Origin of the sequence: Microbulbifer agarilyticus (assembly GCF_001999945.1) — a bacterium.
GTDB classification, from domain to species: domain Bacteria; phylum Pseudomonadota; class Gammaproteobacteria; order Pseudomonadales; family Cellvibrionaceae; genus Microbulbifer; species Microbulbifer agarilyticus_A.
The window spans coordinates 2083991-2097488 of the sequence record NZ_CP019650.1 but is presented as its reverse complement, the minus strand read 5'-3'; the positions used below and the strand labels follow the sequence as shown (position 1 = coordinate 2097488).

Genomic DNA, 13498 nt, shown 5'->3' with positions numbered 1-13498 from the left:
GGTAAAATGACCTCTTAATGTAATCTGTGAAGTCCCGCAGCGGTAGCATTTAGCGGACGGCTGTAGTACACAGACCCCAATACCGACTAAAGGGCACACACTTCCTGGGCCTTTTAATAAGAACATGATGACCGAGGTGGCCATTGAAGGCTGAAAGTGAAACCGATTCCGGGGCAGCCATCCCTGAATCCCTTATCGCCCGTATTGTCCGCGAGGGCGCCCTGATCGGACTCCTTGCCGGCGCATTGCTCGTCGGCATCAGCCTGCTCAGTTACAGCGCTCAGGATCCCGGTTGGTCCCATACCGGGAGTGGCGGTGATATCCAGAATGCCATTGGTCCTACCGGTGCCTGGCTCGCGGATGTCTGCCTGTCCCTGCTGGGCTGGATGGCCTATCTGTTCCCCATACTGATCAGCTGGCGCGCCTATCGAATCCTGCGTGACAAGAACGCCCGCTTTCACGGTCCACTCTTTGCGCTGCGTGTCGCGGGCCTGATGGTGCTGCTGGTAGCCGGCGCTGCCATATCGACCCTGTGCTTTAGCGAAGCCGAGCAACCCATGCCGTTTTCCAACGGCGGCATCATCGGCGCAGCGGTCTCCTCATTTATGGAAACTGGCCTCGGCTACGTCGGGGCAACGATCTTACTGCTCGCCCTGTTTGCTATCGGGGTGACGGTGTTCACAGGCATGTCCTGGCTGCAATTACTGGAAGACATTGGCCGCAGCGTACTGTTCGCCATCAGTTGGGTCGGTACGCGTGTGGCGCGTGCGCGTAAACAGCGCGAAGAGCAGCGTGTAGCGCGCGAGGCCATCGTCGTGCGCAAGGCGGCTGTCGAGGAAGAAAAGCAGCGGACCGCCAAGCGCCAGGCGCCCAAGATCGCAGCCGTCGCGCCGCCACCCAAGCAAAGCCCCCGTGCCGCCAAAGAGAAGCAGGGTGAGCTGTTTAAAGGTCCCGTTACCGGCTCACTGCCTGCGCTCTCGCTGCTGGATCCTGCGGATACGAATAAGAAGGCGGGCTTTAGCCGTGAAGCCCTTGAAGCGCTCTCGCGTTTGCTCGAGCTAAAACTCAAAGATTTTGGTGTAGTCGCCGAAGTAGTTTCGGTTCTGCCGGGTCCGGTGGTCACCCGCTTTGAGATTCAGCCCGCTCCCGGTGTAAAAGTCAGCCGTATCACCAATCTGGCGAAAGACCTTGCGCGCTCGCTGGCGGTGATCAGTGTGCGTGTGGTGGAAGTGATCCCCGGTAAGTCTGTCGTGGGCATCGAGATCCCCAACGAAAACCGCCAGATGGTGCGCCTCACCGAGGTGCTCGGTGCAGAGGTGTACGACAAATCCAGCTCCGCACTGACCTTGGCTCTGGGCCACGATATTGCTGGCCAACCGGTCGTTGCAGACCTTGCCAAGATGCCACACCTACTGGTTGCCGGTACCACTGGCTCCGGTAAATCCGTCGGCATCAACGTGATGCTGCTCAGCCTTCTCTATAAGTCCACACCTGACGAGGTACGCCTCATTCTTGTGGACCCGAAGATGCTGGAGCTCTCGGTATACGAGGGAATTCCGCACCTGTTGACGCCGGTTATCACCGACATGAACGACGCTGCCAATGGCTTGCGCTGGTGCGTGGGTGAAATGGAGCGTCGCTACAAGCTGATGGCAGCCATGGGTGTGCGAAACCTGGCGGGCTTTAACCGCAAGGTTAACGACGCCATTGCGAAAGGTGAGCCGCTGATAGACCCGATCTGGCAGCCTGATCCAATGTCCAGCGTGCCCGAAGCGGAGCAGACTGCACCGCACCTCAAGCCATTGCCGGCCATCGTGGTGGTGATTGACGAATTCGCCGACATGATGATGATCGTCGGCAAGAAGGTGGAACAGCTGATCGCGCGGATTGCGCAGAAAGCCCGTGCCGCCGGTATTCACCTGTTGCTTGCCACCCAGCGGCCCTCCGTGGACGTGATTACCGGCCTGATCAAAGCCAACGTACCCACCCGTATGGCCTTTCAGGTTTCGTCCAAAGTCGACTCGCGCACCATTTTGGATCAGGGTGGTGCTGAACAGTTGCTCGGACACGGCGACATGCTATACCTACCGCCGGGTACAGCGGTACCCATAAGGGTGCACGGAGCCTTTGTTGACGACCATGAGGTGCACCAAGTTGTGGCAGACTGGTGCCGTCGCGGCGAGCCCGAATACATTGACGGCATCGTCGATGATTCCAACAACAGCATCCCAGTACCTGGCATGGCAACGGAGGGGGGCGAGGACGACCCTGAGACGGATGCACTCTACGACGAAGCAGTCGCTTTCGTGACCAAATCCCGTAAGGCCTCCATTTCTTCGGTACAGCGACAACTGCGCATCGGCTACAATCGCGCCGCGCGCATGATCGAAGCCATGGAAGCCGCCGGGGTCGTATCGGCACAACAAGCCAACGGCAACCGCGAAGTTCTGGCACCACCACCCGCGTAGCAAGGTTTATCCTCCCGGTTCAGGGCTGGTTCACGTGCCAGGGGCTAGGCTTTAGGGACAGATTCGCAAATTGGAACGCATCGATTTTGGGAGCCCATCTATGAAACGCACACTGAGCACCTTCCTGATTGCCCTGGGGTTTGCTTTTGGCAGCAATGCCTCAAGCGCCGATGCAAGTGATGAGTTGAGCCGTTTACTACAGCCACTGGGCGCCATTTCTGGCAATTTCCGCCAGACATTGAAAGACCAGAAGGGCAAAACCCTGCAGAAAAGCAGCGGTAACTTCTCGGTACAGCGCCCGGGCCGCCTGCGCTGGCAAACCGGTGAGCCATTCCCGCAGCTACTGGTAACCAACAACAAAAAGCTGTGGTTGTATGACCCGGACCTGGAGCAGGTAACGATTCGCCCGGTAGACAAGCGTATGAAGGAAACACCGGCACTGCTGCTCGGCGGCAAGGTCGAAGAAATTCGCGGTTCGTTTAACGTACAAAACAAAAAGGGCGCATACTACCTGACGCCAAAGCGTGCCGGCGCCCCCTTTAAGTCCATGGTGATTCGCTTTGACAAGAAGGGCCTGCCCTCCGCGATGACCGTGCGCGATGGTATGGGCCAGACCACCGATATCAAATTCAATGGTTTGAAGGCCAATCCTTCACTGTCCTCAAGTATCTTCAATTTCAAGCCACCCAAGGGCACCGACGTTATCCGCGATGAATGACTTATTCCGGTCACCGCGCCGGCATCAGCCTCTGGCCGCACGCATGCGGCCTACCACTCTGGCCCACTATGTGGGCCAGACGCATTTATTGGGGCAGGGGAAACCCTTGCGCGAGGCTGTAGAGCGCGGCCAGCTGCACTCTATGGTCCTGTGGGGGCCGCCCGGCGTGGGCAAAACGACCTTTGCGCGTCTGCTTGCACAGGAATGCGATGCGCGCTTCGCGACGCTATCCGCCGTATTGGCCGGGGTTAAGGAAATTCGCCAGGCGGTAGCTGAGGCCGAGCAGCATGCAGCGCAGAGCGGCCGCGGCACCATCCTGTTTGTGGATGAGGTACACCGGTTTAACAAATCACAACAGGACGCGTTCCTGCCATACGTAGAAGAGGGCACTGTCACCTTCGTTGGTGCCACCACTGAAAATCCCGCGTTTGAACTCAATAACGCACTCTTATCGCGCTGCCGCGTATACCTGCTGCGCAGCCTCAGCCAGGAAGAGCTTTCTGGTTTGTTGCGGCGCGCACTGGAACAAGACGAAGAGCTGCAAAAGCGCAATATTGCGATATCTGATGAGGTGCTCGACAAGATCACCCTGAGCGCTGATGGCGATGCGCGCAGCGCGTTAAACCTGCTGGAGATTGCCTGCGATCTCTCGCGGGAAGAGGGCGGCAAACAGGTTATCGACGAAGATGTGCTTGCTGAGGTACTCACGGCTGATGTGCGACGCTTCGATAAAGGCGGCGACTTCTTCTATGACCAGATTTCTGCGCTACACAAGGCAGTACGCGGTTCCGACCCGGACGCGGCGCTGTACTGGTTTGCACGCATGATCGACGGCGGTTGCGACCCCTTGTACGTGGCCCGGCGGGCGGTACGCATGGCCAGTGAAGATATCGGCAATGCAGACCCACGCGCGCTGGAGATTGCGCTAAATGCGTGGGATGTACAAGAGCGACTGGGAAGCCCCGAAGGAGAGCTGGCGATTGCCCAGGCCATCGTTTACCTGGCCATCGCCGCCAAGAGTAATGCGGTCTACAGCGCGTACAAACGGGTACTGGCGGATATTCGCCGGGAACCCAGTCACGAGGTGCCGGTCCACCTGCGCAATGCCCCCACCAAGCTTGCCAAGGAAATGGCCCACGGCGCGGACTACCGATATGCCCACGACGAACCAGATGGGTTCGCAGCAGGGGAAAGCTATTTCCCCGAAGCCATTGCCGGGCGCCGCTATTACGATCCGGTGCCGCGCGGTATGGAGCTCAAGATCGAGGAAAAACTGCAAAAGCTGCGCGAGCTGAATCAAAAAAGCCCCCGGCAGCGATACCCGCAATCGGAAAAACGTTAAAATCCGCCACCAATACTATCGAAGCCGTACCAACCTGGTACGCCGACGTGTCGTGTACCGGGACAGCTCAGCAACAAGGACTCAAAACCATGCAGTGGATAGCAATTGCTCTGGGAGGAGCGGTGGGCGCCATATTGCGCCACCTCGTGGGCGTTTGGGCCTTCCCGGTCTTCGAGCATCGCTTCCCACTCGGCACGCTGATTGTGAATGTGGTGGGCTCCCTGCTGATTGGCATTGCCTATGTTTTGATCATTGAGCGCGGCATGCTTGGACACGAGTGGCGGCTACTTATCATGACGGGACTATTTGGCGCCCTCACAACCTTTTCGACCTTCTCGCTGGAAACTGTGCTGTTGTGGCACAATGGCCAGCCTTTAACGGCGCTGGCCTACATCGTGGTCAGCCTTCTGGTGTGCCTCGCTGCAACCGCAGCGGCGATCACGCTGGGAATGAAATATCTGTAACGCGGTAATCAAATTATCATGCTCGACCCAAAACTGATTCGTACCCAACTCGACGACGTGGCTGCGGCGCTGGCGAAGCGCGGCGTGCAATTGGATACAGCCAAGCTCGAACAACTGGAAGAACAGCGCAAAGAATTGCAGGTGCGCACCGAGTCCCTGCAGAACGAGCGCAACAGCAAATCCAAAAATATTGGCCGCGCCAAAGCGGCCGGTGAAGATATCGCACCGTTGCTGAAGGAAGTTGAGTCCCTGGGTGGACAGTTGACCGAAGCCAAGCACGCACTGAGCGAGCTGCAAAATGAGCTCGACGACATCTTGCTGGCCATTCCCAATCTGCCGGACGCGTCTGTACCAGAAGGTAAAGACGAAGATGACAACGTCGAAGTGGCCAAGTGGGGCGAACCGCGCGCATTTGATTTCGACGTACGCGATCACGTAGACCTGGGCAGCAATCTCGGCGGCCTGGACTTCGAGGTAGCCAGTAAGATCACAGGCTCACGCTTTGCAGTAATGAGCGGCGAAGTAGCAAAGCTGCATCGCGCCTTGGCACAGTTCATGCTTGATCTACACGTAGAAGAGCACGGCTATACAGAAGCCAATGTGCCGGTGATAGTAAATAGCGATTCCCTGTACGGAACTTCCCAGCTGCCCAAGTTTGCGGAAGACCTGTTCAAACTGGAGGACGAGCGTAGCTTCTACCTCATCCCAACCGCAGAAGTACCGCTGACCAACCTGTACCGCGATGAGATCGTCGATGCCGATCAATTGCCACATAAGTACGTCAGCCACACCAACTGCTTTCGCTCCGAAGCCGGCTCCCACGGGCGTGATACCCGCGGCATGATCAGGCAGCACCAGTTCGAAAAAGTAGAGCTGGTTTGTTTCGCTCGCCCAGATCAGTCCATGGACACGCTCGAACAGCTCACCAGTCATGCAGAAGCAGTTCTGCAGAAACTGAATCTGCCATACCGCAAAGTGGTGCTGTGTGGTGGCGATATGGGCTTTGGTGCAACCAAAACCTATGACCTGGAAGTTTGGATTCCATCTCAGGACAAGTACCGGGAAATTTCTTCCTGCTCCCTGATGGGTGACTTCCAGGCCCGGCGTATGAAGGCACGCTGGCGTAACCCGGAAACGGGCAAGCCAGAATTGCTGCACACCCTGAATGGCTCCGGGTTGGCAGTAGGCCGCACGCTGATCGCGGTACTGGAAAACTACCAACAGGCCGATGGTAGTATCGAGGTGCCAGAAGTACTGCGCCCATACATGCGGGGCGCAACCAAGATCGGCTAAGCAGTATGGATTAAGACCTTGCGTTACCTGCCTCTCGCTTTTGATTTGAAAAACCGCCCCTGTCTCATTGTTGGGGGCGGCACCATCGCCACGCGCAAAGCGCGGCTACTCAGTAAAGCGGAGGCACGCCTGCTCGTGGTGGCTCCCGATATCACCGACGAGCTGCGCCAACTGGTGATGGCCAGTAGTGGTGAGTACATTGTCGGTACATACCGCGAGGAACTGCTCGACCACGCTGAAATGGTGGTCGCAGCCACTGCCGATGAAGCTGTGAACGCGCAGGTATCGGTTGATGCCCGCGCGCGTCGCCTGCCGGTGAATGTGGTGGACTCACCCGAGCACTGCACCTTTACCTTCCCCTCTATTGTCGAGCGCGGCCCACTGGCAATCGGTATTTCCAGCGGTGGTTCCGCACCCGTTCTTACGCGTATGCTGCGCGCACAAATCGAAACACTGCTGTCGCCAGGTCTCGGACTCATTGCCGAGCTCGCCGGCCGCCTGCGTGACAAGGTGAAAGCAGCGCTGCCTGAACCACAGCGCAAAGACTTTTGGCACTGGGTATTTAACGGGCCAGTGGTCGGACAGATCGAGCGCGGCCACAAGGCTGAAGCAGAACAGACAATCCTCGCAGAGCTACAGCAGTGGAAGGCGAAACCCGCGCCCAGCGGCGAGGTATATCTGGTTGGCGGCGGTCCTGGCGATCCAGACCTGCTCACATTCCGCGCCTTGCGTTTGATGCAGCAGGCGGATGTCGTGCTTTACGATCGACTGGTTTCTACCGAAGTACTGGAATTGGTGCGACGGGATGCCGAGCGCATCTACGTGGGCAAAATGAAGCAGTTCCACTCCGTTCCTCAAGACGACATTAACCAGCTTCTTGTCGACCTCGCAAAAGAGGGTAAAAAGGTCCTGCGCCTCAAGGGCGGGGATCCCTTCGTGTTCGGGCGCGGCGGCGAAGAAATCGACAAGCTCGCAGAAGCCCAGGTGCCGTTCCAGGTTGTGCCGGGTATCACCGCGGCCATTGGCTGTTCTGCCTATTCCGGAATTCCGCTGACGCACCGGGATCACGCTCAGTCTGTACGATTTATTACTGGTCATTTGAAGCAGGGCGATCTGGTACTCCCTTGGGATGAACTGATCGCCAAGAACCAGACCCTGGTCTTCTATATGGGCCTGACCGGGCTGCCAACTATTTCCGAGAAGCTCATCGCCCACGGTATGGATGCTGATACACCTGCAGCACTGGTAGAAAAGGGCACCACCAGAGACCAGCGCGTCATTGTCGGCACCATTGGCACACTGCCGCAACTCGCAGTGGAGCACGAAGTAGGGGCGCCGGCACTTACCATTATCGGCGGCGTTGTCACTTTGCGGGAAAGCCTCGGCTGGTACCAGTAACAGACCGGCGCCAGCAACAACCCTATAGGAATAACAGCAAGCGAGGCATCCACTCCACCACCCACCAACAAACGCCTATCTATACTCAGAGAGACGTTTGCCAATGGTGGTTCTATGTTGTGGATGCTGCTGCGTTTTTACTGCACCCTTCTGGTGCGAAGCTTTTTTCCTCGGGAGAGTGAGATCGCCCTGCCTGACGAAAGCGACAGTCATTTGCGGCGCTATTCCCGTTCTTATCAGATCAAGCGCAACTGGGTGAAGAACATCTGGATTGCCGCATCATTACTGATGATCTGTTTTCCACTGCTGCCGTTTGTCCTTGGGCTGGTCTTGTTCACCTCATTTCTCTCGTTCGCAATTCTCGACGAGACCGCATAATGAAGCCGAATAGCGGGCAATAAAAAACCCCGGGGTGCATAACACCTCCGGGGTTTTTGTCGATACCGTTACTTCAATGTCAGGGTGTAGGCAGCGGCTTTTTCCGTAAAGCTCGATGGCTTTCCTTCCACCCAATCCCGATGGCCATTGCCGAAAAAGGGTGACAGTGGGTGCGCACTCTGACCCGTGGCCATATGGAAAATACCGTGTTCTTCGCGACCAGGCGCAACCACGAGTCGCTCTGACGCACCATTAGTCGCAGACTGGAAGCGGGGCATATGCGAGTCTCCGGGCAGCGGATCTTCCGGCATAGCGGTAAACCAGTTTACGGCGGGCACGGCGCGCGCCAATGGGTGGCGAATTTTTGCGGTGTTTTGTACGCCCCAAGTTTGCTCCGAGAGTGGCAACCCGCCTTCGGCCATTTCGTCCAGTACCGAATCCAGTGCGGCGAGCTTCAGGGAGCGCCAGCTTTCGTACTCGGGGTTCAGCAGATGCGCCGGCTCAACAGAAAGCATTTCCCACGCTGGATATTCCATCTGCCGGTTTACACGATTGAACTCGAAACCATCATCGAAGCGCCGCATATACGTCAGCACCGGTGCCGTTGTCAGGTCGATAAAGCGCAGACGAAAGTTGCGTACAATGCGATAACCCACCGAGTCGGCACTTGCCCGGGCACCCCAGTTTTCGACATATTCAAGTACTTCCCCATAGTCGGCTTCAGATGCCAATAGCGACACTAGCTGCTCCTGCCAGCGAGTCAGGAAGATTGCGCGATCATCCAGCTGAATATGCAACAGATCCTGTTCATTAAATTTGTCTTGGGCGAAAAGATCGTCGCGGATTTGCTGCTGGCGCGCACCCAGTGCATAACCGCCGTCTCCCATCACACGGAGAAATTCGCCATCCATGGTGCGCGCGTTCGCGGTCCAAATACGATGGGAAGGGGGGTTGTATACGTTGGGATGCTCTTCTAATGACAGATAACCGTCCCAGTAGGCGGCGCCATCTGCCCAGCTCACAGAACGGCTACCATCCAGGCCGACGCGGCGGGGAATAGGACCGGCGACGGTCCAACCAATGTTGCCTTCGCTATCACCGAGGACAAAATTCTGATGCGGAATACCAAGCTCCGGCGCAATATCCACAGCCCCGCGAGTGGTGCCAATCGACTCCATTTTCAATAAATTCATATTGGCTCCGCGCACGTCGTGCGCCACCCAGCGATAGGCGAGAAGGTTGCCATTATGGTCTTCACCAATTACCGGCCCCCAAATGGTTTTCCGTACCTTGAGTACTTCATCGTGCTTGCCTTTAACGGCGATCACCTCATTCTCAACAATGAAGTCTTTCCAGCCTTCGGGTGTCCGGTACTGACCTTTATCTTTGGACAATTCCAGTGGAATTAGGTCGCCCCAGTCGGCGGTGGTGTTGGTAAAGCCCCAGGCTACTTTGCCATTACTTCCGGCCACCAAAATCGGGCCGCCGGGCAGCGTGGCACCGCGCATTTCAAACTCGGTTCCTGGAATATTCCAACCGGCGCGATACCAGATATTTGGTACCGTGATTGCCAGATGCATATCATCAGCAACGATGGCCGCACCGTGCTCGGTCAGCGCACCACCGACGACCCAGTTGTTGCTGCCGAAGATCATGTCTTCACTTTCCATGGCCGAGTACGCCAGAGGCTCACCATCATCAACAAGTGCCGCTATATGAGTCTCCGGAAGTGCGATGGGAGGGCGCGCATCGCCAATCAGAGGGGCATCCCAGAGGCCACCCTCGGGCACAAAAAAGCGATATAAGTCAGCCGGTAACAATTCGGCAAGCGCGTTATTACGTAATTCAAATTTCCCGGTATGGCTCTGTAGCGTCATGTACATACTAAAAATTGCCAGCAAGCTATCTGCTGGCGACCATTCACGCGGTTTTTTCTGCAGCAGCGCATACTCCCAGGGCGCAGCACTCAATTGGGTCAATCCAGCATTCACACCCGCGGTGTATTGAGCGAGTATTTCCTTTTGTTCCACCGGCATTGCCGCAACATTACGCTCGGCGCGTGCGCGGAACTGATGAAGGCGAATTTCTTTATCGTGGTCTAACGCCGCATCACCAACCAGCTCGGACAGTTCGCCGGCAGAGTTGCGGCGCAGTAGGTCCATTTGAAAAAAGCGTTCTTGCGCGTGCAGGAATCCAAGCGCAAATGCGGAGTCTGTGCGAGATTCCGCCTGGATAAACGGGATGCCCTGAGCATCTCGCTCAATAGTCACCGGGGCCGAGAGAGCACCGGTCTGTAGGGTCCCTTCTAATATCGGCAAGCTTTGGCGCAACCAGAGCCAGGTTGCAAGGACAATTAGAAGGATTAGTGCAACGAGGGTGATTACGCCGCGGACCAGGCGTTTGGGCCAGGGGGTTGACTGAATCATCTCAGGATCTCTCGGGGAATTTTTAAAATTGTTATTTTGGGACATGCGGACATATATGGTAAAACCGTACCAGTCACAGAGGGCTAGCTCTCATGAGGTCTGTAGAGTGAATTTACAGTACCAGCGTTGTAAGTCCGGTCACAAGAAAGGTTATTTTAAAGAGTTATGCGCCAGATTGGCGCACTAGTTCACATTTTTGTGCCGAAAAACTGACCGGTCACAAGAAAAAGGTCATCACAAGCTTTTATTGGGACCGAGGTCCACGTAAGATGGCCCAACATAACTATCAATAACAACCATTTTCCATCACGCTTTACCAATAACTAAAACGCGAGGACGCGATGATGTACGACGCCGACCAGTCCGGAAAAAACCGTTCCTTTACTCTTTCGACGCTTTCAGCTGCGATTGCCGTTACCACGGCTCTGAGTAGCGCTGCCTACGCCGCCGAAATCGAAGAAGTAGTTGTAACCGCCCAGAAACGTGCAGAGAACCTGCAAGACGTGCCTATTGCTATCTCCGCATTCACCGGTGACAGCATGAAAGCCATGGGTGTCAAGAATCTGACCGACCTGGGTAAATTCACCCCGGGCGTAGAGATGAACAACGATACCCCGCTGCAGCCGACCTACAGCGTACGTGGTATCGAAACCGGTGACTTCACCGTAGGTTCCGACCCTGCAGTAGCGGTTTACGTAGACGGTGTTTACACCGGCCGTGGCGCTGGTGCTGAAATCCCGCTGGCAGACATCGAGCGTGTCGAAGTACTGAAGGGCCCGCAGGGCACTCTGTTCGGCCGTAACGCTACCGGTGGTGCCATCCACATTATTTCTACCAAGCCTCAGGCCGAAGATACTGCTGAACTGAACATGACAGCAGGTAACTACGGCCGTGTTTCCAGCGACCTGCTGCTGAACAAGCAGCTGAGCGACAACCTGTATGGCCGCTTTACCGCGTCCACCAACCGTCGTGATTCCTTCGCTGACAACCTGGCGAACGATTTCGAAGTGGGTAACATCGACACCCAGACTTACCGCGCATCCCTGCTGTGGGAACCGACTCCGGACACCGAAGTTCTGTGGCGCGCCGAATACGGCATCATGGATCAGGGCAGCGCTCTGCGTAGCTCCATCGTACCGTCTCTGCAGGCGGCTGACGGTGGCACCGACGTATTCGGTGATTACGCGCTGGATACCGCGACCATCGAAGATCGTGATTCCTGGGGCACTTCGCTGTCCATCGTGCACGATTTCGAAAACTTCACCTTCACCTCTATCACTGCATACCGTGGCTTCGAAGCCCACCTGCAGCAGGATGAGGACGGTACCGCCAACCCTGACTACATGTTCGGTTCCGCGAACTTTGACGATCAGACTCAGTTCTCTCAGGAATTCCGTCTGAACGGCGCTTCCGACACCCTGAAGTGGACTCTGGGCGCTTCTTACTCTCGCGAAGAGCTGGAGCACACCACCGACGCTTACTTCACCGCCGGTTCCCTGGAATCCTTCGCGGTATACGAGGGTGTGAAAGCCGCTTACGCCGGTTCGGACGCGACCACCACTCAGCTTGAAGATGCTGCCTACCTGACTCGTCAGCAGATGATTGCTGGTGGTCTGGAAGGTGCTGCGGTATCAACTTTCATCTATGACCTGATGGTGCAGTCTGGCCAGGCTGACGCACTGCTGGGCGCGCTGGGTGTTCCTCCTACCATTACCGCGAGCATGCTGAACCGCGATCAGATGATCGGTCAGCTGATGGCTGGTATTAACCCATGGGTAATGGCGGATACTCCGTGGAACGAATCCGTATTTAACGAAGGCGACTATCGCTCTGCCGCGATCTACGGTGACGCGACCTGGAGCCTGACCGATAAGATGGATCTGACCGTCGGTGCGCGTTACACCGCTGATGAGAAAGATTTCTCCATCGTTAGTAACTACCAGAACACTCTGCCGATCGCATTCGTTGGCGGCGACGTAGCTCTGATGGGTCCTGACGGCCAGCCGCTGGGTATGTCCATCACTCTGCCGCCGGGCCAGGTTGCAGCAATTCCGTTTGGCATTGCGTTTAACAACAACGGTATCCAGAACCTGAATCAGGAACTGAGCGATTCCTGGAGCGACTTGTCTGGCCGTATCGTTCTGGATTACCGCTGGAACGACGATGTAATGACCTTCGTCTCCTTGGCCGACGGCTTCAAGGCGGGCGGTTTCAACAGCTTCAGCGCGGCGCCGGGCATCGACCCGTCCTTCGACCAGGAAGGCGTAACCAACCTGGAAATCGGCCTGAAGAGCAGCCTGTTCGACAACTCCGTACGCTTCAACGCTTCTGTATTCGCCTACGACTACAAGAACTTGCAGCAGCTGGACCTCGTTGGTGCGCCGATCCCGAACTACTACCTGCGTAACGCAGATGCGGAAGGCCAGGGCGCTGAGTTCGAAGTTCAGTGGGCTGCAACCGACAACCTGTTCATCGCCGGTAACTACTCTTACCTGGATACCGAGTACACTCGCTACCAGATCATCGAATCCATCGGTGAAACCGAAGAGGAAAACTCGCGTGTTGGCCAGCCTCGTGTAGGCACTCCTGAGAACAAGTTCAACATCATGGCTGAATACACTTGGGAACTGGCTGCCGGTGGCGACGTGTCCATCCGTGGTGACTACAACTGGACCGACGAACGTGTTGGTTCCATCAGCGATCCGGCTCGTGTGATTCCGGACTACCAGCTGATGAACCTGCGTGCTGGCTGGAACAGCGCCTCTGATCAGTACTCTGCTGCCCTGTGGGTACAGAACGTCACTGACGAAGAGATCGCTGGCGGCTACGGCGGCACCGGTGCAGCCATCGGCGCAAGCCCGGGCTGGCGCTACATGCCTCGTATGTACGGTGCCGACTTCACTGTGCGCTTCTAAGCACATCAGTAAGTTGTGTCACAGGGCGCCTAGCGCCTAAGGAGAGGGTCGGCAATGCCGGCCCTTTTTTTTGTGCCGCAATTAGTGGCGCGTGAC

The 13498-nt window shown here is 56.6% G+C and carries 9 protein-coding genes; 8 read left to right on the top strand and 1 reads right to left on the bottom strand.

Features of this window, described 5'->3' with window-relative positions; all coding sequences use genetic code 11:
• The first annotated feature begins 143 nt into the window (after positions 1–143).
• The 7 genes from Mag101_RS08545 to Mag101_RS08515 all read left to right on the top strand — a co-directional run bounded on the left by Mag101_RS08545 (position 144) and on the right by Mag101_RS08515 (position 8061).
• Positions 144–2468, top strand: coding sequence for a DNA translocase FtsK (locus Mag101_RS08545; protein WP_077403505.1), 2325 nt, complete (start codon positions 144–146; stop codon positions 2466–2468).
• Between the two features lie 100 nt (positions 2469–2568).
• Positions 2569–3186, top strand: coding sequence for an outer membrane lipoprotein chaperone LolA (gene lolA / locus Mag101_RS08540; RefSeq protein WP_077403502.1), 618 nt, complete (start codon positions 2569–2571; stop codon positions 3184–3186).
• Positions 3179–4528, top strand: a complete 1350-nt coding sequence (locus Mag101_RS08535) for a replication-associated recombination protein A (protein ID WP_077403499.1) — start codon at positions 3179–3181, stop codon at positions 4526–4528. The genes lolA and Mag101_RS08535 overlap by 8 nt, the downstream gene beginning before the upstream one ends.
• Before the next feature lie 89 nt (positions 4529–4617).
• Positions 4618–4992 (top strand): fluoride efflux transporter CrcB, encoded by a 375-nt coding sequence (gene crcB, locus Mag101_RS08530; RefSeq protein WP_077403496.1) that lies wholly within the window; start codon positions 4618–4620, stop codon positions 4990–4992.
• Positions 4993–5010: 18 nt separating this feature from the next.
• Positions 5011–6285, top strand: coding sequence for a serine--tRNA ligase (gene serS, locus Mag101_RS08525; RefSeq protein ID WP_077403493.1), 1275 nt, complete (start codon positions 5011–5013; stop codon positions 6283–6285).
• A gap of 18 nt (positions 6286–6303) precedes the next feature.
• The gene (cysG, locus tag Mag101_RS08520; RefSeq protein WP_077403490.1) at positions 6304–7683 is read left to right on the top strand and encodes a siroheme synthase CysG; all 1380 of its coding nucleotides are present in this window, start codon (positions 6304–6306) and stop codon (positions 7681–7683) included.
• A gap of 114 nt (positions 7684–7797) precedes the next feature.
• Positions 7798–8061 (top strand): hypothetical protein, encoded by a 264-nt coding sequence (locus Mag101_RS08515; RefSeq protein WP_077403487.1) that lies wholly within the window; start codon positions 7798–7800, stop codon positions 8059–8061.
• Between the two features lie 68 nt (positions 8062–8129).
• Here the strand turns inward: Mag101_RS08515 and Mag101_RS08510 are convergent, their stop codons facing one another.
• Positions 8130–10487, bottom strand: coding sequence for a penicillin acylase family protein (locus tag Mag101_RS08510; protein ID WP_232325185.1), 2358 nt, complete (start codon positions 10485–10487; stop codon positions 8130–8132).
• 341 nt (positions 10488–10828) lie between these two features.
• Here Mag101_RS08510 and Mag101_RS08505 point away from each other — a divergent pair, with 341 nt between their 5' ends.
• Positions 10829–13402: a TonB-dependent receptor gene (locus Mag101_RS08505; RefSeq protein WP_232325184.1), complete on the top strand. Its 2574-nt coding sequence runs from the start codon at positions 10829–10831 to the stop codon at positions 13400–13402.
• Positions 13403–13498: the final 96 nt, after the last annotated feature.

Coding starts and splice junctions, on each gene's coding strand:
- lolA (WP_077403502.1), top strand. CDS start 2,569: ATGAAACGCACACTGAGCACCTTCCTGATTGCCCTGGGGTTTGCTTTT.
- Mag101_RS08535 (WP_077403499.1), top strand. CDS start 3,179: ATGAATGACTTATTCCGGTCACCGCGCCGGCATCAGCCTCTGGCCGCA.
- crcB (WP_077403496.1), top strand. CDS start 4,618: ATGCAGTGGATAGCAATTGCTCTGGGAGGAGCGGTGGGCGCCATATTG.
- serS (WP_077403493.1), top strand. CDS start 5,011: ATGCTCGACCCAAAACTGATTCGTACCCAACTCGACGACGTGGCTGCG.
- Mag101_RS08515 (WP_077403487.1), top strand. CDS start 7,798: ATGTTGTGGATGCTGCTGCGTTTTTACTGCACCCTTCTGGTGCGAAGC.
- Mag101_RS08510 (WP_232325185.1), bottom strand. CDS start 10,487: ATGATTCAGTCAACCCCCTGGCCCAAACGCCTGGTCCGCGGCGTAATC.
- Mag101_RS08505 (WP_232325184.1), top strand. CDS start 10,829: ATGATGTACGACGCCGACCAGTCCGGAAAAAACCGTTCCTTTACTCTT.